At 64.8% G+C, this 26,350-nt stretch carries 18 protein-coding genes; 13 read left to right on the forward strand and 5 right to left on the reverse strand.

Annotated elements, in window-relative coordinates:
- The first annotated feature begins 82 nt into the window (after window positions 1-82).
- The 4 genes from O9Z63_RS09430 to O9Z63_RS09445 all read left to right on the forward strand — a co-directional run bounded on the left by O9Z63_RS09430 (window position 83) and on the right by O9Z63_RS09445 (window position 3,750).
- Window positions 83-979 (forward strand): M48 family metalloprotease, encoded by an 897-nt coding sequence (locus O9Z63_RS09430; protein WP_270129069.1) that lies wholly within the window; start codon window positions 83-85, stop codon window positions 977-979.
- A 121-nt stretch (window positions 980-1,100) separates the two neighbouring features.
- Window positions 1,101-1,997: a PhzF family phenazine biosynthesis protein gene (locus tag O9Z63_RS09435; RefSeq protein ID WP_270129070.1), complete on the forward strand. Its 897-nt coding sequence runs from the start codon at window positions 1,101-1,103 to the stop codon at window positions 1,995-1,997.
- A 99-nt stretch (window positions 1,998-2,096) separates the two neighbouring features.
- Window positions 2,097-2,927 (forward strand): DNA-formamidopyrimidine glycosylase, encoded by an 831-nt coding sequence (gene mutM / locus O9Z63_RS09440; protein ID WP_270129071.1) that lies wholly within the window; start codon window positions 2,097-2,099, stop codon window positions 2,925-2,927.
- Window positions 2,928-3,246: 319 nt separating this feature from the next.
- A complete protein-coding gene (locus O9Z63_RS09445) occupies window positions 3,247-3,750 on the forward strand; it encodes a hypothetical protein (RefSeq protein ID WP_270129073.1) in 504 nt (167 codons plus the stop codon).
- Window positions 3,751-3,855: 105 nt separating this feature from the next.
- Here the strand turns inward: O9Z63_RS09445 and O9Z63_RS09450 are convergent, their stop codons facing one another.
- Window positions 3,856-4,884: an SDR family NAD(P)-dependent oxidoreductase gene (locus O9Z63_RS09450; RefSeq protein WP_270129074.1), complete on the reverse strand. Its 1,029-nt coding sequence runs from the start codon at window positions 4,882-4,884 to the stop codon at window positions 3,856-3,858.
- Window positions 4,885-5,121: 237 nt separating this feature from the next.
- Here O9Z63_RS09450 and O9Z63_RS09455 point away from each other — a divergent pair, with 237 nt between their 5' ends.
- A complete protein-coding gene (locus O9Z63_RS09455; RefSeq protein WP_270129075.1) occupies window positions 5,122-5,640 on the forward strand; it encodes a hypothetical protein in 519 nt (172 codons plus the stop codon).
- Between the two features lie 269 nt (window positions 5,641-5,909).
- On the opposite strand, the gene O9Z63_RS09460 is transcribed toward O9Z63_RS09455, so the two are convergent.
- Entirely contained in the window at window positions 5,910-6,677 is a 768-nt protein-coding gene (locus O9Z63_RS09460) for a sulfite exporter TauE/SafE family protein (RefSeq protein WP_333490340.1), read from the reverse strand.
- Between the two features lie 99 nt (window positions 6,678-6,776).
- Here O9Z63_RS09460 and O9Z63_RS09465 point away from each other — a divergent pair, with 99 nt between their 5' ends.
- The 6 genes from O9Z63_RS09465 to O9Z63_RS09490 all read left to right on the forward strand — a co-directional run bounded on the left by O9Z63_RS09465 (window position 6,777) and on the right by O9Z63_RS09490 (window position 14,338).
- On the forward strand, window positions 6,777-7,418 hold the full coding sequence (locus O9Z63_RS09465; protein WP_270129077.1) for a CatB-related O-acetyltransferase: 642 nt from the start codon (window positions 6,777-6,779) through the stop codon (window positions 7,416-7,418).
- Window positions 7,419-7,489: 71 nt separating this feature from the next.
- The gene (locus tag O9Z63_RS09470) at window positions 7,490-8,563 is read left to right on the forward strand and encodes an LLM class flavin-dependent oxidoreductase (protein WP_270129078.1); all 1,074 of its coding nucleotides are present in this window, start codon (window positions 7,490-7,492) and stop codon (window positions 8,561-8,563) included.
- Window positions 8,564-8,764: 201 nt separating this feature from the next.
- Window positions 8,765-11,353, forward strand: a complete 2,589-nt coding sequence (locus O9Z63_RS09475; protein WP_270129079.1) for a TonB-dependent receptor — start codon at window positions 8,765-8,767, stop codon at window positions 11,351-11,353.
- Between the two features lie 164 nt (window positions 11,354-11,517).
- On the forward strand, window positions 11,518-12,828 hold the full coding sequence (locus O9Z63_RS09480; RefSeq protein WP_270129080.1) for a PepSY-associated TM helix domain-containing protein: 1,311 nt from the start codon (window positions 11,518-11,520) through the stop codon (window positions 12,826-12,828).
- Between the two features lie 95 nt (window positions 12,829-12,923).
- Window positions 12,924-13,994 carry a bile acid:sodium symporter family protein gene (locus O9Z63_RS09485; protein WP_270129082.1) on the forward strand — a complete coding sequence of 357 codons (1,071 nt, stop codon included), beginning with the start codon at window positions 12,924-12,926 and terminating at the stop codon, window positions 13,992-13,994.
- 107 nt (window positions 13,995-14,101) lie between these two features.
- Entirely contained in the window at window positions 14,102-14,338 is a 237-nt protein-coding gene (locus O9Z63_RS09490; protein ID WP_270129083.1) for a hypothetical protein, read from the forward strand.
- A 119-nt stretch (window positions 14,339-14,457) separates the two neighbouring features.
- On the opposite strand, the gene O9Z63_RS09495 is transcribed toward O9Z63_RS09490, so the two are convergent.
- The 3 genes from O9Z63_RS09495 to ygiD form a co-directional block, all read right to left on the reverse strand.
- On the reverse strand, window positions 14,458-17,103 hold the full coding sequence (locus O9Z63_RS09495) for an MGH1-like glycoside hydrolase domain-containing protein (protein WP_270129084.1): 2,646 nt from the start codon (window positions 17,101-17,103) through the stop codon (window positions 14,458-14,460).
- 565 nt (window positions 17,104-17,668) lie between these two features.
- Window positions 17,669-20,140, reverse strand: coding sequence for a M1 family metallopeptidase (locus O9Z63_RS09500; RefSeq protein ID WP_270129085.1), 2,472 nt, complete (start codon window positions 20,138-20,140; stop codon window positions 17,669-17,671).
- 111 nt (window positions 20,141-20,251) lie between these two features.
- Window positions 20,252-21,085: a 4,5-DOPA-extradiol-dioxygenase gene (gene ygiD, locus O9Z63_RS09505; RefSeq protein WP_270129087.1), complete on the reverse strand. Its 834-nt coding sequence runs from the start codon at window positions 21,083-21,085 to the stop codon at window positions 20,252-20,254.
- A gap of 362 nt (window positions 21,086-21,447) precedes the next feature.
- Here ygiD and O9Z63_RS09510 point away from each other — a divergent pair, with 362 nt between their 5' ends.
- Window positions 21,448-22,527 (forward strand): hypothetical protein, encoded by a 1,080-nt coding sequence (locus O9Z63_RS09510; RefSeq protein ID WP_270129088.1) that lies wholly within the window; start codon window positions 21,448-21,450, stop codon window positions 22,525-22,527.
- A 45-nt stretch (window positions 22,528-22,572) separates the two neighbouring features.
- Window positions 22,573-26,334 (forward strand): T9SS type B sorting domain-containing protein, encoded by a 3,762-nt coding sequence (locus O9Z63_RS09515; RefSeq protein ID WP_270129089.1) that lies wholly within the window; start codon window positions 22,573-22,575, stop codon window positions 26,332-26,334.
- Window positions 26,335-26,350: the final 16 nt, after the last annotated feature.

A 26,350-nucleotide genomic window follows, 5' to 3' on the forward strand; every position in this document is an offset into this window, starting at 1 on the left:
CGCCCTCGCGTTATAGAAGCAGCCATTTCGGCACGATTACTGACTTCTCCTTCCTGTTAGTTTCGCTTCTAAACGACTTCTCATGACGCTTCACCCTCGCCTTATTCGTCGCTTTGCCGGCTCGCTGCTGGCTGGGTGGCTGCTGCTGGCTGGCACGGCCGGTGCCCAATCCTACTCCGCTCCGCAGCGCGATGTACTGCGCGAAATCACCGAAGTGGTAGGCCTCAAGCCCCGCTTCGAGCTGCTGGCCACCTCGCAAGTGCAGAATGCCGCCGCTGTGGTGTACAGCGGCAAGCGCTACCTGCTTTACAACCCACGGTTTGTGACGGCCGTGAACCAGGCCGGCCGCACCGACTGGGCCGGCATCAGCATCCTGGCCCACGAGATGGGCCACCACCTCAACGGCCATACCCTGCGCCCCGGCGGCTCCAACCCCGCCGACGAGCTGGAAGCCGATGAGTTTTCGGGGTTTGTGCTGCGCAAGATGGGTGCCAGTCTGGCGCAGGCACAGGCCGGCATGGCCGTGGTGTCCGACGAGCAGGCCTCGCCCACGCACCCCGGCCGCAGCACCCGCCTGAGCGCCATCAATGAGGGCTGGCAGCGCGCCACCCAGCAGATTGTGGCCAGCACCCGCGGCACCGCGCCTTCGGCCTCACCGGCTATGGTCGTGAGCCGGCCCATGCCCGCGCCGGTCGCCACGGTGGCCAGCCGCATCAGCCAGCCCAGCAACACCATCGGCAGAATCACGTTCCGCAGCAACCCCGCCGAGCTGTACTACCTCACCAGCCACCTCAACATCGTGCGCCTCAATCAGGAGGCCCGCACCACGCAGGTGGTGGGCCGCCTCACCCGCTCCGATTCGGTGTCGTATCCTTATATCATCGTCGATGGGCAGCAGCGCCGCCTGTTCGTGAGTGCCGCCGGGGGCGTGTTCGACGCCAACGGCCGCCAGGTCGCCATGCTCTCCGACCCGTCCTGAGAGGCGTAGGCTCTCATTCTGGTTTCTCTTCGGCAACGGCTGGCTCCTGCGTGCAGGGGCCGGCCGTTATCTTTAGGGCCGCCGGTGCCGGCTGCTTCTCTTCTCCTTCTCTTTGCTTTCGATGCCCGTTTATCCTTTTCTGCTGGTCGATGCCTTCACCGAAACCGCACTGGGCGGCAACTCCTGCGCCGTGGTGCTCGACGCCGACAACCTGACCACCGACCAGATGCAGCGCCTGGCCCAGGAATTCAACCAGCCCGAAACCGCCTTCGTGCGCCGCTCCACCACCGCCGACTTTGCCGTGCGCTACTTCACGCCGGCCGAGGAAATTCCGCTGGCCGGCCACCCCACTATTGCCACGCTCACGGCGCTGCTGCACACTGGCCGCCTGCCCCGCCCTACGCACGCCACGCCCCTTACGCTGGAGCTGCTGCACGGGCCCATTGCGGTGGCCGTGGAGCCCGCCGAGTCCGGCCGCCCGCACCTGGTGCACATGACGCAGCGCCGCCCCGTGTTCGGGCAGGTGCACGACGCCGCCGAGGTGCTGCCGATGTTCGGCCTCACGCCCGCCGACCTGCTACCCGGCGCCGTGGTACAGACCGTGAGCACCGGCACCCCGCAGCTGATGGTGCCCCTGCGCGACGCCGCCACCCTGCGCCGGGCGCACCTGGCCCAGCCCGAGGCGCTACTTGCCTACCGGCAGGCCACCGGCTTTTTCAGCTCCCACCTGTTTTGCCTGGAAGGTGCCACGCCGGCGGGCCGCACGTTTGCGCGCCACATCTGCACCCCACCCGATGTGCTCGAAGACCCCGTCACGGGCTCGGCTACCGGCGGCATGGGAGCCTACCTCTGGCACTACGGCCTGCTCGACTCGCCGGCGTTTCTGGCCGAACAAGGCCACTGGCTGGGCCGCCCCGGCACGGTGCAGGTGCTGGTACAGGGCCCGCCCACTGACATCGAGGCGGTCCGCATCAGCGGGACGGGCGTGGTGGTGCTCGAAGGACGCCTTACGCTGTAGCGCGGCGGTACTGGCCCCGGGGGCGCAACCCCAGCGGCCGGTTGGCGGTTATATCCCGACGCGGCCACCAGGCCGCGCGTATCCTTTTTTGCGCTGCTTATGCCCGAATTACCCGAGGTAGAAACCTACCGCCGCTTCCTCGACGACCTGGTGGTCGACCAGACCATCACGGCGCTGGAAGTGAAAGACCCGAAAGTGCTGGCCACCGACGAAGACACCCTGCGCCGCGCCCTCACCGGCCGCACCATCACGCGCACCAGCCGCCTGGGCAAAAACTGCTTTCTGCACCTCGATGACGACCGGGTACTGGTGCTGCACTTCGGCATGACCGGCGACGTGGGCGCCTACCGCGACGAGCCAGACGCCCCGCGCTTCACCCGCGTGGCCCTGCACCTGGCCAGCGGCCTGCGCGTGGCCTTCGTGGATGCCCGCAAGTTCGGCCGCATCCGGCTAGCCGAAGGCGTGGCGCAGTACCAGAAAGCCAAGAAGCTGGGCCCCGATGCCCTGGATATCACGGCCGCTCAGTTGCAGCAAGCCCTGGGCACGCGCAAGCCCATGATCAAGCCGCTGCTGCTGGATCAGAGCATCACGGCCGGCCTCGGAAATTGGATTGTAGACGAAGTTCTGTTCCAAGCGCGGATTCATCCGGAGCGGCGGGCCCACACACTCAGCACCGCCGAGTTTGAGGCCCTGCACGCGGCTATTCAGTTGGTGCTCAGTACGGCCATCCGGCACGAGGCCACCTACCGGTATTTCCCGGCTTCGTTCCTGATTCATGCCCGTGAGTGGGACGATTCAGCTACCCCAGGCACGAATAACCATATTTACTGTCCGCGTCATCCTAAAACTGAAATAGCAAAAAGCTACGTAGGTGGCCGCGCTACCTATTACTGCCCGCGGTGCCAGCCGCCGCCGACCGCTGCTGCATAGTGCTATCCAGCAAAACCAGAAGGCCTCTGAATCTGATTCGGGGGCCTTTTTTACTTTTCAGGGAATGATTAATCACAAAATCAAGATAATCAACACTCTAATGCACTCTTCCGATATAAAGTGGTAAAAATTGACCTTTTCCTATACAGCCTGAACCAAGTTGATAAACAGTTAGTTAGATTTGCACTAACGAAGCCCATCTGGGTGATTCGTCGAGAGGAGAAGTTGGACGCCTAGTGGAGAAGTACCGGCCCGGAGTGGCCATGCCGAAGTAAGACGTGTTGTTGAAGTAACTCAAAAATCACCCAAATCCCGTTTCATGAAGAAAGTAACCTTGTTCCTGAGCCTAGCTGCCACCGTTCTAAGCATGGCTTCCTGCGAGAAAGAATTGGACAATGTGAACACGCCTGACCAGGCTGCCACTGCCGCCGCTGCGCCTGTCACGCAATCAGTAGAAGAGAAAACTAGCCTCCTGACTACCGGCGATTGGAAGCTAACCAGCAGCGTAGCCACTACCGGCCAACTGACCACCAATCTGCTGGTGATGGAGAAAGCCGACAAGCGCGACAACCTCACTCAGTTCCGGGCTGAAGGCAAGCTTTTCCTGGATGAGGGCACCCTTAAGCGCGATGCTGAAGTTGCCCAGCAGTCGGAAGGTAGCTGGTCCTTCACCGAAGACGGCCAGTCGCTGTCGGTTACGCACACCGGCACCACCACTACCTACTCTATTGCCGAGCTGACGGCCTCTAAGCTACGCTTGGTGCAAACTGTACCCGGTACCGATGGTAAAACCACCACGGTAACCTCGGTGTACGGCCGCTAGAATTTTCGCCAGCCGCGCACCCAAGCATTTACCACCGTTCACAAAAAAAGCGCCTGGCTAATCAGTCAGGCGCTTTTTTGTGCTGGTAGCTGTGGCGCAAGCAGCTTAGGGCCGCTCGTTGTTGTCCTTCTCGGCCTTACGGGTCAGCGTCGTCAGCCACGACTGCGACAGTTCCGACTCGCTTTCGTGGCCGAAGTGGCGGGCGTCGCCCTGCTCGCCGGTGGGGGCCGGGAGCGTCCGGTTCACCCAGCTCAGCAGGTCGGCGGTGGTGCCGGGGGCCAGGCCGTGGAAGGCCGAGAGCAGCTTGGCGGGCAGGCCAATGATGATTTCGGCGTCGCCGCGGCGGCAGGCGTTCCAGATCTGGCGGGCCGCCGAGTCGGCCGCCACGGTGAGGGCGGGCAGCGAGTCGGCAATGGTGAACCAGGCGTATTCCTTGCGGTGCTGGCCTTTCACAATGGCATTGCGCGGGCTGCCCGTGCGCAGCAAGCCGGGGCAGACGGTGGTCACCTGAATGCCGTACTGGCGCAGCTCGGCCCGAAAGCCTTCCGACAAGCCCACCAGCGCAAATTTGCTGGCACTGTAGGGCACCAAGTGCGGCACGGCCACCTTGCCGCCCACCGAGGCAATATTGACGATGCGTCCTTCGCCGCGGAGGCGCATATCGGGCAGTACAGCCTGCATGGCGTGCAGCGGAGCCCAGAAGTGCGTATCCATCGACTCCTCGTACTCGCGCAGCTCCATGTGGTCGAGGGGGCCAGCCGTGATGATGCCGGCGTTGTTGACCAGCACATCAATGGGCCCCAGCTGCTGCTGCACCTCGGCCACCAGCGTGCGGACTTCCACGGCGTTGGTCAGGTCGCGCACCAGCGCCATCACCTGCGCGCCGTCGGCGGCCAGCTCCTGGCGGGCCCGCTCCAGCTCGTCGGCGTCGCGGGCGCAGATGGCTACTTTGGCGCCTTCAGCTACGGCCTGGCGGGCCAGAATAAGGCCCAGGCCGCGCGAGCCACCGGTTACCAGCACCACGCGGCCGCGCAGGTCGTAGGTGCCGCGGCGGTTGCTCCAGAGCGTGGCGGCGGCCAGCGCTAGGCCGGCGCCAGCGGCGGCCAGCCAGTTGTTTCGGGTAGTTGAAGTCATGGCTAGAGAGGGTTGCGGAAGGTGAGCCTGCCGCTTACATACTGCCGCAGGCCGTGGGAAGTTTGCTGGCCAAGCACCTTTGCCGAAATTCTGGCGCCGGGCCGACCAAAAAGGGAAAAGCCGGCGTTATAGCCCTGCCTTTTCTGAATTGGCATCATCTTTACATATCGGTTGGGGCGGCGGCGGCACCACCTACATCAGCCAGTTGCCGCCAGCTCCCATTTTCTTTGCCATTCCATGAAAAAACCACTCTTAGCCACCTTGCTGGTGCTTGGCGCGCCCGGCCTGCTGCTAGCCCAGACCACTACCAAAGTCAAAACCAAGTCGGAAACGGCTGGCGTTGATGCCAAAACCAAGACGCGGACGCCCGCCGCTACAGCCCGCCCGGCCACTCCGGCCGCCGCGTTGCCAGCCGCCGAGCCGGATGCGGCCAAGGTAGACGCCCGCGCCGCCTCGCTCACGGCCAACATGCAGAAAGCGCTGGGCCTGAACCCGCAACAGGTGGAGAAAGTAAGCCAGATAAACCTGGTGAGCGTGCGAGGCGTGGAAACGGCCCGCCTCACCTACCGCCAGAACGTGCGCAAGATGGCCACCGTCATCGACGACATCGGGCAGGCCCGGATGGGCGCCCTGAAGGACGTGCTGACTCCCGCCCAGTTCGACCGGTATCAGCGCAAGCGCGAAGAGAAAATGGGCGTCCCGAATGCCCAGGGCGCCCAAGGCAACCCCGCACCCGGCCTGCCGGGCAATGAGTGATTTTGGGTGGTTTTGGTGATGAGGTGATGAGGTAAATCGTGATGAGGTGACAGGTTAAGAACGTCATTCCGAGCTTGCGAGGAATCTCGCCAGTGTGGAAATCACCAAAAACCACATCATCAAAAAACTCGTCTGGCTCCCCCTCTCCACGGGAGAGGGGGCCGGGGGGTGAGGCCCACGTCAGCACGCAAGATTCCTCGCTTCACTCGGAATGACGTTCTGCCTTTTTCACCTCATCACTTCATCACGATTCACCTCATCACCCCAACTCACCCAAACACCTGCAGGCTCAGCTTCACGATGAAGCCGCTGACCACCACCAGAAACAGCACCCGCACGAAGCCGGTGCCGTGGCGCAGCGCCAAGCGGGCGCCCAGCGTGGAGCCCAGGATGTTGCAGAGCGCCATGGGCAGGGCTACGGCCCACAGAATCTGGCCGGTGTAGGCGAAGTACAGCAACGCCGCCAGGTTGGTGGCCACGTTCACCAGCTTGGCCGACGCCGACGAGGTGATGAAATCGTAGCCGAACAAACCCACGAAGGCAAACAGCAGAAACGAGCCAGTACCTGGCCCAAAGAAGCCGTCGTAGAAGCCGATGATAAGGCCAACCAGCGCCCCGTAGAGCGGCTCGCGCTGCGCCGACAGCCGCGGGGCGTGCAGGCTTCCGAAATCCTTGCGCCAGAACGTGTAGATGGCAATGGCCACCAGCAGCCCCAGCACCAGCGGCGGCAGCAGCTCCTGCGGCAGCTGGCTCACCACCCGCGCCCCCAGAAACGAAAACACGCCCGCCACAGCCGCCGCCGTACCCACGGCCCGCCACCGGATGGGCACCTTGCCGGCGTAGCTGCGCAGCGCCGCCGCCGTGCCCATCAAGGATGACACCTTGCCCGTACCCAGAATGGTGGGCACCGGCGTGCCCTTGAGCAGCAGCAGCATGGCCGGCAGTTGAATCAGGCCGCCGCCGCCCACAATGGAATCAATGAAACCGGCCAAAAAGGCAAAAAAACACAGCAGGCCGAGCGCCACGGGAGTTACCATGCCGCGAAAGTAGTGCGCAACCCTCTTGGTTTAGCACGCACTATGCAATTGGCGCCCGGTAGGCCTTATTTTGCGGCGCACCTTCCTTGCTCGTTTATTATGCACGGCCCCGACCCCGCTACGCTGTACCCGCTGCCGCACCACCGCAAGCTTGTGTTCCTCAAAAACCTGGTTACCCGCCCCAACATCATCGTCGGCGACTACACCTATTATGATGACCTGGAAGACCCGGCCAACTTTGAGCGCAACGTGCTCTACCATTTCGACTTTTTGGGCGACAGGCTGATTATTGGCCGGTTCTGCGCCCTGGCATCCGGCGTGAAGTTCATTATGAACGGCGGCAACCACGAAACCACGCCGGTTTCCACGTTTCCGTTTGCCATTTTTGGGGGTGGCTGGGAGACGTTGATGGACGACCAATCGGTGCAGGAGAAATACCCCTCCAAGGGCGACACCGTGGTGGGGCACGACGTCTGGATTGGCTACGAGGCCACCATCATGCCCGGCGTGCACATCGGCAACGGCGCGGTACTGGCGGCCAAAGCTGTGGTAACGCGCGACGTGCCCGCCTACGCCATAGTAGCCGGCAACCCGGCCCAGGTGGTGCGCTACCGCTTCGACGAGGCTGCCATAGCGCGGCTGCAGGCGCTGGCGTGGTGGCACTGGCCCGCCGATAAAATCACGCGCCATCTGGCCCTGCTCAATGCTGCCGACCTCGATGCGCTGGAAGCTGCCGAGTAATGCCCCTTGCTGCACCGTGCGGCTTTAGCTCGTCCGTAAACTAACCGCCGCTGATTGGTGTTGTAGCAGCTATGAATTCCCTGAACCTGACTTCCTCTTCTGCTTCCGCCCCTCTGCGCCTGAGCGTGCTTGACCAGTCGCCGGTGCCGCTGGGGCGCACGCCGCGCGAGGCGCTGCAGCACTCCATCGAGCTGGCGCGCCTCACCGACCGGCTGGGCTTCACCCGCTTTTGGGTGAGCGAGCATCATAACACCAACACGCTGGCCGGCTCGGCGCCGGAAGTGCTGCTGGCTCGCCTGGGCGCCGAAACCAGCCGCATCCGGCTGGGCTCGGGCGGCGTGATGCTGCCCCATTACTCATCCCTGAAAGTGGCCGAGAACTTCCGGATGCTGGAGGCCCTCTACCCCGGCCGCATCGACCTGGGCATCGGGCGGGCGCCCGGCACCGACCGCATAACGGCCCACGCCCTCAACCCCCACAACCAGTTCCGCGACGAAGACTTCGCCGAGCAGCTCATGGACCTGCGGGCCTACCTGCGCGACGAAACCGTGCCCGACACCATCCATGCCCGCGTGAAAGCCGCCCCGTTTGTGGACACCGTACCGGAGCTGTGGCTGCTGAGCAGCAGCGGGCAAAGCGGCCTGTTTGCGGCGCACGTGGGGGCCGCGTTTTCGTTTGCCCACTTCATCAACCCCAACGGCGGGCCGAAGATGGTGCAGATGTATCGTGAACGGTTCCGGCCGTCGCCGGAGCTGGCGGAGCCACAGGCCAACGTGGCCATCTTCGTGGCCTGCGCCGACACCGCCGGCCACGCTCAGGCCCTAGCCGATAACCTGGCGCTGCAGATGCTGAAGCTGGAAACCGGCCAGTTTACGCCCATCGAAGCCGTGGAAAAGGTGAACGTAGCCAGCCTGTCGGCCGACCTGCGGGCGCGCCTGGCCTACCACCACCAGCGCATCATCAGCGGCACGCCCGACAAGGTGAAAGCCGAGCTGACGGCCCTGGCTGCCAGCTACGGCGTGGACGAGGTATCGGCCGTGACCATCACCCACGACTACGACGACCGGCTGCGCTCCTACGAGCTGCTGGCCGATACCTTCGCCCTGAACGCACCGGTGCCGGAGCCGGCCGCCCTGGCCGTATAGCCCGGCCGCATCGCCGAATTTGCCCCCTAAAAGCGCCGGACCCGATTGGGTCCGGCGCTTTTTTGTGCCCGGCATCCAACTAAAGATCATCGGGTTGGCGAAGGATTCGAAAACTTTCCTTCTACACTATTTTGAATCTATCTAAATAGCATCGTGCTTTGCATTGTTTTTAATCAATCTAAATAATCAAACCACCGCGCCATGTCCCGACTGCTACCGCTGCTACTGACCGCCGCCCTGCCCCTCACGGCGGCGGCCCTTCCTGTTTCTGCGTTTGTTGTGCCTACAGGGGAGCCGGTTTCCAACCCGGGTGCCGATGATCCGGCGCGGCGCGGCTGGGTGGTAGGCCGCGTGACGGATGCCAGCGGGCAGGGTGTGGAAGGCGTGACGGTGGCGCTAAAAGGCACTTCGTACGGCGCCAGCACCACCGCCGACGGCCATTTCCGGCTGGCGGCGCAGCCTGGAGCTTACCAGCTGGTAGCCAGCAGCATCGGGTATGCCGCGCAGGAAGTGGCGGTGAGCGTGGTGAGCGGCGAAACCACGTCATTGCCGCCATTCGTGCTGGCGGCCAGCAGCCAGGCGCTGACGGAAGTGACCGTAACGGGGGCCAAGTCGATGAACCAGCGGGCGCTGAGCGTGGGCAAGCTGCCCGTAGCGGCCCTCGACCTGCCGCAGAGCGCCGTGACCGTGGAGCGCGAGGTGCTGGAACAGCAGCAGGTGCTGCGCCTGAGCGACGCGCTGGCCAACGTGAGCGGCCTATACGTGACCAGCACCACCGGCGGCACGCAGGAAGAGCTGGGCAGCCGGGGCTTCGCCTACGGCTCCAACAACACCTTTAAGAATGGCGTCCGGTTCAATAACGGCGTGATGCCCGAAGCCAGCTCCCTGGAGCGCATGGAAGTGCTGAAGGGCAGCGCGGCCATCCTGTACGGCAACGTGGCCGCGGGCGGCGTGCTCAACCTCGTCACCAAAAAGCCGCAGTTTGAGCGCGGCGGCTCGGTGGGGTTGCGGGTGGGCAGCTTCGGGTTCTGGAAGCCCACGGTGGACGTGTACGGCGCCGTCGGCAACAGCCAGAAAGCGGCATTCCGGCTGAACGGCACTTACGAGAAAGCCAACAGCTTCCGCGATGAGGTGCAGTCCCGGCGGGTGTATGTAAATCCGTCGCTGCTGTTCGAGCTGAGCCCCAATACTTCCCTAGTGCTGGAAGGCGATATTCTGCGCGACAACCGCACGCCCGACTTTGGCATCGGCAGCATCGACTATCAGATTCCGGAGTCGCGCAGCCGCTTTCTGAACGTGGCCGGCGCCCGCAACGCCACGGCCCAGACCAGCACCACGGCCACCCTCACCACGCACCTCACCGACGCCTGGCAACTGCGCGGCGTAGCCGGCTTCCAGCGCTACGACAATGAGTTGCGCTCGGCCTCGCGCCCGGTGGCCAGCGCCGCGCCGGCCACCTACGGCAACCTGACCCGCAGCCTGCAGCGCACCGAAACCCACGAAAACTACTTCCTGGCCCAGCTCGACCTGACCGGCAAGCTCCGCACCGGCCGCCTGGAGCACACCGTGCTGGTGGGCGCCGACGCCGACCAGTACCTGACCAACACGCTGGCCTACACCGGCCCGAACTCGCTTTCCCGGCCCGCCACGGAGGTAGTTACGGCCTTCGACGCCATCAACATCCTAGACCGTAGCAAGGTGGTGGCGCAGCCTACGGAGCGCATTGCCGGGTTTGAGGCACTGGTGCGCAACGCCTACACCCAGGCCAACACCCGCCGCGCAGGTTTCTACGCCCAGGACCTGTTGAGCGTGACGGAGAAGGTGAAGGTGCTGGCCGGCCTGCGCTGGAGCTACCAGGAAACGCCCAGCGACATCTACTACTACAACACGGCCGCCAACCGCAAAGCCACCAACGCCAGCGGCCCGCTGGCCGGCCAGGCGGTAGACAACCGCCGCTACGACAACGCGTTTTCGCCGCGCCTGGGCGTGGTGTATCAGCCGCTGAAGACGATGGCGCTGTTTGCTTCCTACTCCAACTCCTTCACGCCCCAGGGCAACACCGTGACGGACAACCAAGGCGCGGCCCTGCCCCCTTCCATCATCGACCAGTATGAGGTGGGCCTGAAAAACGACCTGTTCAAGGGTGCGCTGTCGGCCAACGTGACGGCCTACCGCATCGTGAACAGCAACCAGGCGCAGGTGATTCAGCAGTTCGTTGGCGGCAACCCCAATACCCCGAACCCGGCCTACAACGCGGCCTACCCCAGCGCCCAGGAACTGGCCGGCCAGGTGACCAGCAAAGGCGTGGAAGTGGACGTGCAAAGCAAGCCGATGATGGGCTGGAGCTTCATCACGGGCTACAGCTACAACAACACCGCTTACACCCGCAGCACCCTTTACCAGACCGGCAGCCGCCTGCGCTACAACCCGGCCCACACCGCCAACCTGAGTTTGTTCTACAACTTCGGGAGCCTGGCCCCGGAGCAGCGCCTGCTGCGCGGCCTCACGGCGGGCGTCACGGCCTACTACGTGGGCGACAAGCTAGCCGGCCGCAACCCACGCCTGCTCTACGATACCAATGGCAACCCCATTACCGATGTCAATAAGCTCATCAGCATCCCCAACTACACGCAGTTCGATGCCTCGCTGGGTTACGCCTACGAGCGGTTTTCGGTGCGGGTGAAGATGGCCAACATCCTCAACGAGCTGAGCTACAACCTGCACGACGACAACAGCATCAACCCCATTGCGCCGCGCAACTTCGCCGCGACGCTGGGCTACAAGCTCTAAGCCCGCACCCGGGCCTTCCCAACACGAGTGAGTGAGGCGTGAGCCGAAAGCCCGGCCGGCACCAGCTGCAACTGGTGTCGGCCCGGGTTTTCATCTGCGCCGAAGTTTCTGCTATTCAACAAAACCCTGGCAATGCCGGCTGCCGGCAGCCCAACCTACGCTTTATGAAAATCTTCTTCCGCAACCTTCACCTCTACCTCAGCCTCGTGTCGGGGTTGGTTGTTGCCGTGGTGTGCTTCACAGGCGGCGTGCTGGTGTTCGAGAAAGAGCTGGAGCAGGCCTGGCACCCGGAGCGCTACTTTGTGGCGCCCACCACTACCCCGCGCCAGCCGCTAACCCAGCTCACGGCGGCCGTACGAGTCTACAAGCCCGACGCCAGGATTACCGGCCTGAAAGTCTACGCCGACCCCACCCGCACCGTGGAAATCAACCTGGCCGGAGCGCCCGGCGGTGAGCGGAAATCCGAGGCCGCCCGCGCTGAACGGGGCGGCCAGCCAAACGAAGGCGCGCGTGCAAAGAGCGGCGCAGGCCGGGGAAAAGAAGGCAAGGGTGGCAAGGAAGGCGGCAAAGGCGGCGGCGAAGGCGGCCGGGGGCCGGTGGTGTTCGTGAACCCCTACACGGCCGCCGTGACGGGCGAGCTGAACTACCGCGAAACCTTCTTTTTCTCGATGATGGCCCTGCACCGCGGTATGGTGGGCGGCGCCATAGGCAAGCTGGTGGTGGGCGTGAGCACGCTGCTGTTTCTGGTGATTATTGGGACCGGACTGGTGCTGTGGTGGCCGGCCTCGCGCAAGGCGGTGCGGCAGCGGCTGCAGGTGAAGTGGAGCGGCGGCTGGAAACGCCTTAACCACGACCTGCACGTGGTGCTGGGCTTCTACTCGGCGCTGCTGCTGTTCGTGTTTGCCTTCACGGGTCTGGCGTGGTCGTTTGAGTGGTTCAACAAAGGCATCTACGCCGTCACGAACTCACCGATGGACCGGCCCGAGCCGCCTGTATCGGTGGTGCCGGCCGGCGCGGCTGCCTTGATGCCCGCCGCATCAGCCGCTTCGGCAGAATCAACCCCAGCCACCGCCACCGGCCTCACGGCCGATGCCACGCTGGTCCAGGCCCGGCAGCTGGCCCCGATGGCCGTGTACTACTCGCTGCAGTTGCCGAAAGACGCTGCGGGAAGCATCAAAGTGGCCACGCTGCGGCCGAATGCGGTGTATGACAACGCTACCGACGAGGTATACCTGGACCAATACTCCGGCAGCGTGCTCAAAAGCCAGACCTACGAGCAGCGCAACCTGGGCCAGCGCGTGCGGGGTCTGTTCAAGCCGGTGCACACGGGCGCCATCTTCGGCTGGCCCTCCAAAATCGTGAGTCTGGTGGTGTGTCTGCTGGGCGTCACGTTCCCGATTACGGGTACCATCATGTGGCTGAACCGGCTGCGCAAAGGCCGTAAAAAGCAGCGCAAGCTGGCCACGGCGGCCTGATGCGCTGGTAGCGGGCCCAACCCCTGACCCGGCCTCTGCGTATTGCCAGCAAGCGTCAGACTACAGTAGTCTGACGCTTTTCTTTTGCTTTGCCCATGCTGCAGCCCACCCCTCCGCCCCTCTCTCCCGCGCCGACTGCGCCGCCTGAAAACCGGCTGCTGGCGCTGCTCCGCCGCGCCGGCCTGCTCGACTGGTTTCTACTGGGCCTGGTGGGGGCCGTGGCGCTGGCGTATCTGGTGCCCGGAGTCGGGAGCAAGAGCAGCCCCATTCCCTGGAAAATAATCACCACGGCCGGCGTGGCCCTGATTTTCTTTTTCTACGGCCTGCTCCTGAGCGCCGAAAAGCTCACAGCCGGCCTGCGCAACTGGCGGCTGCACGTGGTGGTGCAGGGCATTACGTTTCTGGCGTTTCCGCTGCTGGCGCTGCTGGCCCGGCCGCTGTTTGAGGGCCTGAAAGGCGAGCAACTCTGGCAAAGCATTTTCTTCCTATGCACGCTGCCCAGCACGGTGTCCACGTCCGTCGTGATGGTGAGCATTGCGCGGGGCAACCTGCCGGCGGCCATCTTCAACGCCAGCATCAGCAGTCTGCTGGGCATTGTGCTCACGCCGCTCTGGACCAGCCTGTTCCTGAACACCAGCGCCGACGGCGGCCACCTCTGGAGCCTGGCCCTGAGCCTGGTGTGGCAGGTAATTCTGCCAGTAGTGGCCGGGGTGCTGCTCAACCGCCGCTACGGTGCTTTTGCCGAGCGCCACAAGGGTACCTTACGCATCTCCGATCAGATTGTGATTCTGCTGATCGTGTTTACCGCTTTCTGCGAGTCGTTTGCAGAAGGCATCTTCCGCAGCTACGCGCCCGCCGATGTGGCGCTGCTGGCCCTGGGCATGGTAGGATTGTACGCGGCCATTTTCGGGCTGGTGTGGGGTTTGAGCCGGCTGTTGGGCTTCTCGCGCGAGGACCGGATTACGGCTTTGTTCTGCGGCTCCAAGAAGTCGTTGGTGCATGGCAGCGTAATGGCTAGCCTGCTGTTTCCGGGTATGGCCGCTACGGGCTTGCTGCTGCTGCCGCTCATGCTTTACCATGCCCTGCAAATCATTCTGGCCAGCATGATGGCCCAGCAGATGAGCCGCCAGCCCGACGGCAGCCCGGCAGTGGCCGCCGGCAGCTGAAGCCGCCAGTTGCCGGCGGCCACTGGCGGTTTTATAAAAATTCTTTCACCCGAATGAAACTATCCAACACAACTACGCATTGGGCCCATGAAACCCACTTAGCTGAAATGCTTGATAAACAACTTACTAACGCTGGATTTTACGAAATAGCCTCCCCCGACAACTCCCCTACCGGCATCACGCTCATCCGGCCCGGCCGGCGTGAGTCGGTGCGGGTGTTTCTGCCCCACGATTCCACGGAGGTAGAGGTGTACACCGGCTCGCTGCGCGACGGGCGCCTCGTGTACCAAGGCCCGGCCGAAATGGCCGCCCAGCTCACGCTTCTCACCGACCGCAGCAACTAGCGGCGCACTTATCACCTTTCCTACGCAAAACAGCGGTCCGTTTGCCGCTAAGCAGCCAGCACGTGCGCCGGGATGCTTAGCGGCAAATGGGCCGCTGTTTTGCTGTAAAACCGGTGGGCTTACTGGCCGCTGAGCTGCAACAGGCGCACCACTAGGCCGGTCCAGCCGGTTTGGTGGCTGGCGCCGAGGCCGTGGCCGGCGTCGCCGTGGAAGTATTCGTGGAAGAGCAGGTTGTCCCGGAAGTGCGGGTCAGTTTGCAGCAGCTCGTTGTCGCCGAAGGCGGGGCGGCGGCCGGTTTCATCTTTGAGCAGCAGCCGGGTGAGGCGGCCGGCCAGGGCCTCCGATACCTGCTGCAGGTTGAGCAGCTTGCCGGAGCCGGTGGGGTACTCAATCTTAAAATTGTCGCCGTAGTAGTGGTGGTAGCGCTGCAACGACTCGATGATGAGGAAGTTGATGGGCAGCCAGATGGGGCCGCGCCAGTTGCTGTTGCCCCCAAACATGCTGCTTTCGGCCTCGCCGGGCACGTACTGCACCGTGAAATCGGTTTCGGGGGTGCTGTAGATGTAGGGGTGCTCCAGATGGTAGCGCGACATGGCCCGGATGCCGTAGTCGGACAGGAACTCAGTTTCGTCGAGCATGCGGGTGAGCAGCTTCTTGAGGCGCGGGCGGCGCAGCAGCCCCAGCAGGTGGCGGGCGCCCTTGCCGGGCTCCTGCCAGCGCGTGACGAGCTGCGCCAGGTGCGGCCGGTGCCGGATCAGCCAGGTGGCGCGGGCCGTAAACTCGGGCAACGCGTCCAGAATATCCTGCTCCACCACTTCCACCGCAAACAGCGGAATCAACCCCACAATGGAGCGCACCTTGAGCTTGGTGCGCACGCCGTCGGGGGTGTGCAGCACGTCGTAGTAGAAGCCGTCGGCGTCGTCCCAGAGGTTGAACTGGCCGTCGCCGCCGCGGGTCATGGCGTCGGCGATGTAAAGGAAGTGCTCGAAGAACTTGCCGGCCATTTCCTGGTACACGCGGTTGGACTTGGCCAGCTCCATGGCCATGCGCATCATGTTGAGGGCAAACATGGCCATCCAGCTGGTGCCGTCGCTCTGCTCGATGAAGCCGCCGGTGGGCAGCGGCGCGCTCCGGTCGAACACGCCGATGTTGTCGAGGCCCAAAAAGCCGCCCTCAAAGATGTTCCGCTCGCTCTTGTCCTTGCGGTTCACCCACCACGCGAAGTTCAGGGCCAGCTTATGAAACATCACCTCCAGAAACACGGTGTCGCCGAGGCCGTGGTGGAGCTTTTTGTCCATCTGGTACACGCGCCAGGTGGCCCAGGCGTGCACGGGCGGGTTCACGTCGGAGAAGTTCCACTCGTAGGCCGGCAGCTGGCCGTTGGGGTGCATGTACCGGTCTTTGGTGAACAGACGCAGCTGCAGCTTGGCAAACTCGGCGTCGACCATGGCCAGCGGGATGCAGTGGAACGCGAGGTCCCAGGCCGCGTACCACGGATATTCCCACTTGTCGGGCATCGAGATGATGTCGGCGTTGTAGAGGTGGTGCCAGGTGCTGTTGCGGCCGGCGCGGCGGCTGGCCGGGGCCTTGCTCATGGCCGGGTCGCCCTTCAGCCACTGGTTCACGTCGTAGTAGTAGAACTGCTTGCTCCAGAGCATACCCGCGAAGGCCTGGCGCTGCACGTTGCGCACGTCGGGGTCGGCGGGCAGGCTTTCCTGCAGGCAGTTGTAGAACTCGTCGGCCTCGGTCTGGCGCAGGTAGAACTGGTGGTCGAAGTCGTGGAAGGGCGCGTCCTGCCAGGGCTGGCTCAGGCGCAGCCGCACGGTGCGGGCCTCGCCGGCGGGCACGGTCAGCTGATACTGGGCGGCCACTTTGGTGCCAGCCTGCTCGTCGTTGATGGCCGCCGCCTCACCGTTCACCACGTAGTCGTTGATGCCGTCCTTGAAGTGGCGGCCCTCGGCGGGCAGGCTGTAGAGGCGGGCGCCGTTGGTGTCGTTTTCGCAGAACAGCAGGCGGGGCGGCTCGGCCGTGCCGTGCGGCTCGCAATAGAGGTGGTAGTGGCCCAGCTCGGGGTGCTGGGCGTGCACCGCGCCGGGCTGCGACTCGCGCATACTGGGTCGGGTGGACTTGCCGTCCCAACTCCAGGTGTTGCGGAACCAGAGCTGCGGCAGCAGCTGCACGCTGGCCTTTTTGGGGCCGCGGTTGTGCACCGTGAGCTTGATGAGCACGTCTTCGGGGCCGGCCTTGGCGTACTCCACGTACACGTCGAAGTAGCGGCTCTGGTCGAAGATGCCGGTGTCGAGCAGCTCGTATTCGGGCTCTAGGCGGGTGCGGCGGCCGTTTTCGCGCACCAGCTTGCCGTACGGAAACTTGCCCTGCGGATACTTGTAGAGCATCCGCATGTAGGAGTGCGTGGGCGTACTGTCGAGGTAGTAGTACTGCTCCTTCACGTCCTCGCCGTGGTTGCCCTGGCCGTTGGTGAGGCCGAACAGGCGCTCCTTCAGCATCTCGTCTTTGCCGTTCCAGAGGGCCACCGCAAAGCACAGCAGCTGCTGGTCGTCGGAGATGCCGCCGATGCCTTCCTCGCCCCAGCGGTAGGCCTTGCTACGGGCCATGTCGTGGGTGATGTAGTCCCAGGCGTTGCCTTCGGCCGAGTAGTCTTCACGCACCGTGCCCCACTGGCGCTCCGTGAGGTAGGGTCCGAACTTCTTCCATGGGGCTCGCCCGGCGTTGGCCGCGGCTAAGCGTAGTTGTTCCTGCGTCATAAACTTCAAGCTCAGGCCTGGCTGAGTATACGCGTCAGCGCAACTTCAGGTAGCCACCGGTTGGGGGCGCGCCGGGTGGCGGTTTCCCAAAGGTCGGGCCATTTCTGTTGGCAGGCCCCGCATACTGGCTGGGTGAAGGTCAGGCGTACTGCGTATCCGGGGCCAGGGTTGCCGCCGGGCGGCGATATTCCGGGCGGTTACCCGGTCCCAAATGGCCCGTTCTTCTGCCCCCGCAGCCCTCAGCAGCAGCGCGCCGCATCAGGACCGAGGGTTTTGTGGCCGCCTGCCGAGTGCATTGAGGGTTCTGAAACGGTGTAGAGACGCGTATTCGCGTCTCGTTGTTGAACGATCCGGAAGTGTGCGGTTTGAACAATGTCAGCAACGACGAGACGATGTAGAGACGCGACACTTCGCGTCTCGGCGTTGAACGGTTCGGAAGTAGGCAGCCTGAACAACATCAGCAACGACGAGACGCGAAGTGTCGCGTCTCTACACCGGTCAGGCTTGTCGTTGCCGGCATTGTTTGGGTGCCGGTCGTTCAACGACGAGACGCGAATACGCGTCTCTACTTGGCGGCTTCGATTTCGGCTACGGCAGCGGTTACTTGTTGCGCCACCAGGGCCGCGTTGGGGCGGGTGGCTTGCTGCTGCTCGATCTGGCGGAGCAGGCCGATGAGGCGGGAGGCATCGATATAGGCTTTGTAGCGCACGGTCAGGTCCTTGATGCGGGCGATGCCTTCGGTGAGGGCCGCGGCATCGTCGGTGCGGCCCATCATGCTGCCGACGCTGGCCAGCAGACTGAAGCGGCTGGGTGGGTCGGCCGCGTCGTACTTGGTGCGCATCAGGGGCCACTGGGCGGGGCTGCCGGCCTGGCCGTACACCTGCACCAGCGCCACGGTGAGGGCCCCTCGGTTGTCGGCTTCGAAAGCGGCGGCGCGGGCCAGGGCCTGTTCTGGCCGCAGCGGCAGCAGCCCCAGCAGCGCTGCGCCCTGCACCCGATACGAGGGGTTGGCCAGGGCCTGCGTGAACAGCGGCAGGTACTGCTTGTTCTTCAGGGAGCCCAGGGCCGTGAGGGCGGCGGCCCGCACCTGCACTGAGGCATCGGTGGTGGCCAGCCGGGCCAGCGCGGGGGCGGCGGCTTTGCGCTGGACGGGGTTCTGCAGGTCGAGGGCTTCGATGGCGAACTGGCGCAGTACCGGCGACTTGTCGGTGAGGCCAGCCGTCAGCAGCTGGCGGGCCAGCGCGTCGGTGGGCTGGGCTTTGAGCTGGGTTTGGGCGGCGGCCAAGACTTCGCGCCGGTCAAGGTAGCGCGGGGCGAGGCGGAGCTGGGCGGCGTACTCGGGGAGGGGCTTGTTGTCAGATTTTTGCCAGAGCAACACCTTGTCGGCGTCCACGTTCACCAACTCGGGCCGGGTGGCAGCTGGGAATCGGAAGGTTTCGGCGGCCTGGCGCACGGTAATCTGGTGGCGCTGCGGCTTGCCATTCAGGTACACATCCACCGCCAGCGGCAGCTGGTACGCGGGGCCGGATTGGGTTTGTTTGATGGTCACGGTTTGCTCCCGGCGGGCGGCGTCGTAGGCGTAGTCGATGCTGACCACGGGGTGGCCGGGGCGGTAGTACCACTGGTCGAAAAACCAGTTCAGATCCTGCCCCGACGCCTGCTCCAGCGCCAGCCGCAGCTGATGCGGCTCCCCGGTCCCGAAGGCGTTCTGGGTCAGGTAGGTTTTCAGGCCATTGAAGAAAACCGCCTCGCCCAGGTAGGCGCGCAGCATGTTCAGGATGCTGCCGCCCTTCTGGTAGCTCACGTTATCGAACATGTCCTCCTTGTCGGCGTACTGATAGCGGGCCAGGGGCTTGGTGTGGTTGCTGGGGTCGGCGAGGTAGGTACGCAGGCTGCGGTAGGCCTGGGCAGCGCCGGCGTCGGGGCCGTACTCATGCTCGGCCCAGAGCACCTCCGAGAAGTTGGCGAAGCTCTCGTTCACGGTCAGGTTGCTCCAGCTTTCGGCCGTCACGTAGTCGCCGAACCACTGATGGAACAGCTCGTGGGCCACTTCGCGCTCCACACCGGCGTACTCCCAATCGAGCAGCTCGCGGGCCGAGCCCTGGGCCTGGGGCCCGAACAACGAGGCCGAAGTATTTTCCATGGCCCCGGCCACGTAGTCGCGCACCACCACCTGGGCGTACTTGTTCCACGGAAACTCCACCCCGAGCCGGTTGGAGAAAAACTCCAGCATCCGCGGCGTCTTGCCGAAAACGGCCCGCGCCTGCCCGGCGTACTGCGGCTCCAGGTAGTAGCTGACCTCCCGACCCCGCCAGGTGTCGGTGGTTTTGCGGAAGTCGCCCACGGCCAGCATGAACAGGTAGGGCGCGTGCGGCTGGTCCATCTTCCAGGTGTCCGTGCGCAGACCCGCGCCGGCCGGCTTCTGGCTGACGAGGGCCCCGTTGCTGAGCGTGACGTACTTGGCGGGCACCGTCAGGCTGATTTCGGAGGTAGATTTCTGGTTGGGCTTGTCGATGGTGGGAAACCAGGCCGAGTTGGATTCCGTCTCGCCCTGCGTCCAGATCTGCACCGGCTTGCCCGCCACGGCGCTGTCGGGGTTCACGAAGTACAGGCCCTTGGCGTCGCCGATGGCGGCGCTGCCCTTGGCTCCCAGCTCATCGGGCTTGGCCACGTACTCCACGTACACCGTGTAGGCCTCCCCTGCCGGCACCACGCGGCCCAGTTGCACCAGCAGCTGCTGCCGGTTGTAGGTGAATTTCAGCGGCTGCGGCGCGCCGTTCTGCACCAAAATCACCTGCTTAATATCCATGCCCTTGGCATCGAGCCGCAGCGAGTCGGTGGCGTAGCCGTGAGGCTTCAGCGTCACCCAGGCCTGCCCGTAGGCGTAGCGCTTGGCGTAGTCGAAGCGCAGATCCAGTCGGGTGTGCACCAGGTCGTTGACTTTGCGCTCGGCGGCGCGGTAGGTGGTGGCGGGCGTCTGGGCGGTAGTGGCCGTGGCGGCGGTCAGGCTGAGCAGCAGCGGGAGGAGTTGGCGCATATGGAGGACAAGGTAGAAAACCTGTGCTTCGCCAGATGCCGCCTGTGGCGCAGGCGTTGCCTGAGACCTGAAGAACGTCAACTACAGACCCAAATCAACGCCTCTCACCTTCTACCCTACCACAAACGTGCGCATGCTCAGGCCGCCGTATTCCACGGCTTCGTAGGCGTGGCGGATGTCGTCGTCGGGTTCGGCCAGGGCTAGGCTGTAAAGCAGCGGGATGTAGTGGTCGGGGGTGGGTACGGCGAGGGGGCCACTGGCGCCGGCCTGCTGGTAGTGGGCCAGCGCGTGCAAGTCGCGCTGGTCGATTTTGCGCTTGGCCCACTCGTCGAATTCCGCGGCCCAGGCGTAGGGCGTGGGGTCGTCGGCCATGAGCTTGGGCATGCTCTGGCGCAGGTTGTGCACGATGTTGCCGCTGCCCAGAATCAGTACGCCGCGGCGGCGCAGAAACTGCAGCTGCCGGGCCAGCTCGGCGTGGTAGGTCATCGGCTGGTGGTAGTCGATGCTAAGCTGGAACACCGGAATGTCGGCCTCCGGAAACACATGGTGCAGCACCGTCCAGGTGCCGTGGTCGAGGCCCCACTCGTCGGTGGGGTGCGCGTCGGGCAGGGCCTGCAGCACCTCCTGGGCCACGTCGGGGGCACCGGGCGCGGGGTACTGCATATCGAATAATTCCTGGGGGAAGCCGCCGAAGTCGTGGATGGTTTCGGGCCGCTCGTTTACGGCCACGAAGGTGCCCCGCGTGAGCCAGTGCGCCGATACCACCAGTACCGCCCGGGGCGGCTGCCGGTTGCGGATATCCAGGCCCAGCTGGTGAAGGGTTTGGGTGAAGGGGTTATCGGCCAGCGCGTTCATCGGCGAACCGTGGCCCACGAACAGCACGGGCATTTTGGCGGTGGTCTGGAAGCTGCGGGCGGTGTTGTGGAAGTCTTGCAGGGAGTTCATGGCGAGGGCGATGGGTAGCGTGGCGGGCAGTTGCCGAAACGGGTGGCGTTACTTGGTTAACAGTGCAAGGACCCCAAAAGTACCGAAAGGCGCAGGACAGCGCCAGGAGTGGCCAGACACGGCTGCGGCCCAGGTCTGTGGCAGCCTGCTTTGAGCTATGCCTTCTTCGTCGGTGCCTTACCGCTGCTGCAATCTGCACTATACATATATTGCTTTGCACAAACCTGACAGCCAGGGCGTAGCTTTGAGATAACGGCTTTTCGGCAATAGGTTGACTTACTGCTTCGTTTACTATTTGCAGCCAACCGGCACTTTTTGTTTTGTCCGGGACTTGTCTGACTAGCACCCTCCCTCGCTCCTCTATGCTCACAGAGCTACTGTCTCCCGCCCTGCCCACCTCTTCTGCTCCCAACCCGAACGTTTCTCCGCCGGACCAATGGCGCCGCTGGCGGGCCCGCCCGGTAGCCGGATGGCTGCTCACGCTCCTGCTGCTACTGCTGAGCGGCGCGGCCACTACGGCCCTGGCCCAGGGCACGCCCCCTCCCACCTCGCCCGAGTGCGCGGCCGACGAGAAGTTTGCCAACACGTGGTATTTCGGCTTTAAGGCGGGGCTGGACTTCAACCAGGCCTCGGCCGACTCCCTGCCGACAGTGCTTACGGATGGCGCCATGGACGCCCCCGCCGGCTCGGGGGTGATGTCGGACCGGGACGGCCGGATTCTCTTCTACAGCAACGGCGAAACCGTATGGAACGGCGACGGCACCGTGATGACCAACGGCACGGGGCTGGCGGGCAACCGCTTCACCACCGACGGGCCCCTGCCTATCCGGCTGCCGGGCATACCCGGCACGGGCCAGCCGACGCGCTACCTGCTCTTCACCCTGAACAGCACCGTAGGCCTGAGCTACTCCGAAATACAGATTCCCGCGGGTGGCGGGCCGGGCACAGTCATTGCCGCCACCAAAAACACGCCCCTGGCCCGCGGCACGGCCGAGAAGCTAACGGGCGTATTTCATAAAAACGGCTGCGACATCTGGGTCATCACCCACGGCTGGGGCACTGCCACGGCCGGCAACGACAACCGGGGCGACGCCTTTCTGGCCTACCGCGTGCGACCAGCCACCGGCGGCTACTTGGGGCCGGTTCTGATTGAAACGCCTGTTGTTTCGGCCATCGGCAGCCTGCACGCGCCGAGCGTGGCGGCCCTGGGCTATAAGGGTCAGATGAAGGTAACGCCCGATGGCCAGCGGCTGGCCCTGGCCCGCTACAGCGAAGTGGTAGCGGCAGGCGATAGCAGCAGCACTGTTGAGCTGTTTGGGTTTGATACCGGCACGGGCAATGTTACCGCCAACCCGCAGGTTCCGTTCATCGTGGCCCGCGGCGAAGGGAAGTACTACGGGGTGAGCTTTTCGCCCGGCAGCTACCTCTACGCCACCGTGTAAAACCCACCCAAGCTGCTGCAGTTCAATATCAGCGGCAACGGGCCGGTGACCCGGGAAGAAATCCCGCTCAATCAGCAAACGCCCGCCGACCTGGGCTCCATGCAGGCCGCCCCCGATGGCAAGATTTACGTGGCCCGCAACAACCAGCCCGCCCTGGGCTTCATTGCCTACCCCGACTCGCTGGGCGCGGCGGTGGGCTACGCCGATGACAGCCTGCAGCTGGGCGGCAGCCGCCTGAGTGGGCTGGGCCTGGTCAACTTCAACCAAAGCTCTTTGCTGCGCGTGGGACCCAGCGCGGAGATTACGGGTTGCCGGCAGATTTCCTTCAAGTCCCCGCCCATTGACTTCGACGGGAAGACGTATGCCTGGACTTTTGGCGACGGTACTACCTCGACGCTGGAGAACCCAGTACATACCTACGCGACGCCCGGCACCTATACCGTAACGCTGCGCATCACCACCGAATGCTTCTGCCGCGAAAGCACGGGCCGCATTTTGGTGCCGGATTTACCCGTGCCGGGCAGCATTGCGGCTTCCCAGACGGTGTGCGCCGGCACCGCCCCAGCCGCCCTTACCAGCACCGCCCCGGCCACGAGCGACGGCGGCCTGCCAGTCACTTACCAATGGGAAACCTCAACGGATAACACCACCTGGACGAACGTTGCGGGCGCTACGGCGGCCACATACCAGCCTTCCGGCACGCTGCCAGCGGGCATCACCTATTTCCGGCGGCGCGTTCAGCTCCTGCTGCCCAACGCATCAGGTCCTTACTGCACACCTACTTTCACGGATCCGGTGGAAATAACGGTGGTGCCCGCGCTAACGGCCGGCACCATTGCCGCCGACCAGACCGTGTGCGCCGGCAGCCCCGCCGCGCTCCTCAGTAGCAGTGCCCCCGCCACCGGCGGCACCGGCACGGTCGCCTACCAGTGGCAATCATCGCCGGATGGCACCACCTGGAGCAATATTGGCGGGGCCACCGCCGAAACCTATGCCCCGGGCGCACTGGCCGCTACTACCCTATTCCGCCGCCTGGCTAGCTCCGGGCCCTGCACGGCCGTCTCGAACGCCGTGACCATTACGGTAGCGCCGGCGCTGGCCGCCGGCACCATTGCCGCCAACCAGACGCTGTGCAACGGTGCCGTGCCCGCTGCGCTTACCAGCACCGCCGCCGTGGGTGGGCCGGGTCCGGTGACGTATCAGTGGGAGTCGTCCGGGGATAATGCCACCTGGACGGCCATTGCGGGAGCCACCAACCCCGAGTACACGCCCGGCCCGCTGACGGCTACCACCTACTTCCGCCGCCGCGTCAGCTCCGGCAGCTGCGGCCCGGTCTACTCCAATGTGGTGACGCTGACCGTGGCCCCGGTGCTCACGGCCGGCACCATTGCCGCCGACCAGACCCTGTGCCCGGGCGCCGCTCCGGCCCCACTCACCAGTACCGCCGAAGCCGCCGGAGGCACAGGCCCGGTAGCGTATCAGTGGGAATCCTCACCTGACAATGCCACCTGGGTTGCCGTGCCAGGTGCCACCAGCGCCACTTACGCGCCGGCTTCCCTGGCGGCTACCACCTACTTCCGGCGCGCCGCGACGGCCGGAGCCTGCGGACCGGTGTACTCCAACGTGGTGACGCTGACCGTACTGCCCACCCTCACGGCTGGCAGCATTGCCGCCGACCAGACCCTCTGCAACGGCGCCACGCCCGCGCCGCTGACCAGCAGCGCCGGGGCCGCGGGGGGGACGGGCACATTTGCGTATCAATGGGAAGCCTCGCCGGATAACGTCACCTGGACGGCTATCAGCGGCGCTACGGCTGACACCTACGCGCCCGGCCCACTGACCATCACTACCTACTTCCGCCGCCGCGTGACCTCCGGTAGCTGCGGCCCCGAGTACACCGCCTCCGTGCTGATTACCGTGGCCCCGGTGCTGACCGCCGGCAGCGTTGGCGCCGACCAGACGCTGTGCCCCGGCGCCACGCCGGCCCCGCTGACCAGCGGCCAGCCAGCCACTGGCGGCCTTGGCGCGGTTGCTTATCAATGGGAAGTTTCGGCCGATAACGCCACCTGGACGGTCATTCCTGGCGCCACCAGCGCCACCTACGCGCCGGGTCCGCTCACGGCCACCACCTATTTCCGCCGCCAGGCCACGGCCGGGGCCTGCGGGCCGGTATCGTCGAACGTGGTAACGCTGACCGTGCTGCCGGCCCTCACGGCGGGCACCATTGCCGCCAACCAGACGGTATGCCCGGGCGCGGCCCCGGCCCCGCTTTCCAGTGCGACCAATGCTATCGGCGGCACGGGCACGTTTACCTATCAGTGGGAAACCTCGCCGGATAACGCCACTTGGACGGCCATCGGCGGGGCCACCGGACCTACCTTATCCCCCGGCCCGCTGACGGCTACCACCTACTTCCGCCGCCGCGTCAGCTCCGGCAGCTGCGGCCCGGAATTCTCCAACGTGGTAACCCTGAACGTGCTGCCCGCCGTCACGGCCGGCACCATTGCCGCCGACCAGGACATTTGCGCCGGCACGGCACCCAGCCCCCTGAGCGGCGGCAGCGCCACCGGTGGCACGGGCTCCTATATATACCAGTGGGAAGCCTCGCCGGACAACGCCACCTGGGCGGCCATCGGCGGGGCTACCGGCGCCACCTACGCGCCAGGCCCGCTCACGACCACCACCTACTTCCGCCGCCGCGTTACTTCGGGCACCTGCGCCACGGAGGTTTCCAACGTGGTAACGGTGCGGGTGCAGCCCCGCGTGACGCCTACCGTTACGCTGGCGGCGCCGCCCGTGGAGTGCCCCGGCACTCCGCTCACCTTCACGGCCGTAGCCACCAACGCGGGACCCACGCCCACCTACCAGTGGTTCGTCAACAACGTGGCCGTGGCCAGCGGGCCCACTTTCACCAGCAGCACCCTCGTCACCGGCGACCTGGTGCGGGTGGAAGTAACGCCTTCGGCGGGCCTGTGCAGCACGGGCCCGGCCGTGGCCTCGGTCACCGTTACGCGCACTCCTACGCCTGCGCCTACTCTCACCATTGCAGTGCAGCCGGGCGGACCGGTGTGCTTGGGCGCCCCGCTCACGTTCAGTGTTGCCAGCGTAACCGGGGCCGGGCCCGCGCCTCAGTACCAGTGGCAGGTGAACGGGACCGACGTGGCGGGCGCTACGGGCCCGGTGTTCACCAGCACCACCCTGCGCGAGGGGCAGTTGGTAACGCTACGTCTGCGCACCACCAACACCTGCGCCCAGCCCGTGACGGCCGTTTCCAACGCCATTACCGTGCGCATTCAGCCACCCGTGGACGTGGACGCCGGCCCCGACAAGGAGATTCTGGCTGGTACTTCCGTGACGCTGGAGGGCCGCGCCGATGGCCGCTACTCTGTCCGCTGGACACCTTCCCAGACGCTACGTTTCGTGGGCGACTCACTGCAGCCCGCGGCCTCGCCCCTCGTCACTACCACCTACACGCTGTCGGCTGGCAGCGGGGGCTGCGCCGATTCCGACGAGGTGACGGTGGTGGTGCGCCCGCCCATCCGGATTCCGAACGCCTTTACGCCCAACGGCGACGGCCGCGACGATACCTGGCAGATTGAGTTCATCGAGCAGTTCCCCGACAACACCGTGACGATATTCAACCGCTGGGGCAGTAAGATCTTCTCGGCCAACAACTACAGCCGGGCCAACGAGTGGCGCGGCGACATCAACGGCCAGCCCGCCCCGGTAGGCACCTACTACTACGTTGTCGTCACGAGGGGCCCGCTGGGCAGGTCCTATAGTGGGTCGATTACGATTCTGTACTAACTCCGGAAGCCGGCCG

Origin of the sequence: Hymenobacter yonginensis, assembly GCF_027625995.1 — a bacterium.
GTDB lineage: Bacteria > Bacteroidota > Bacteroidia > Cytophagales > Hymenobacteraceae > Hymenobacter > Hymenobacter yonginensis.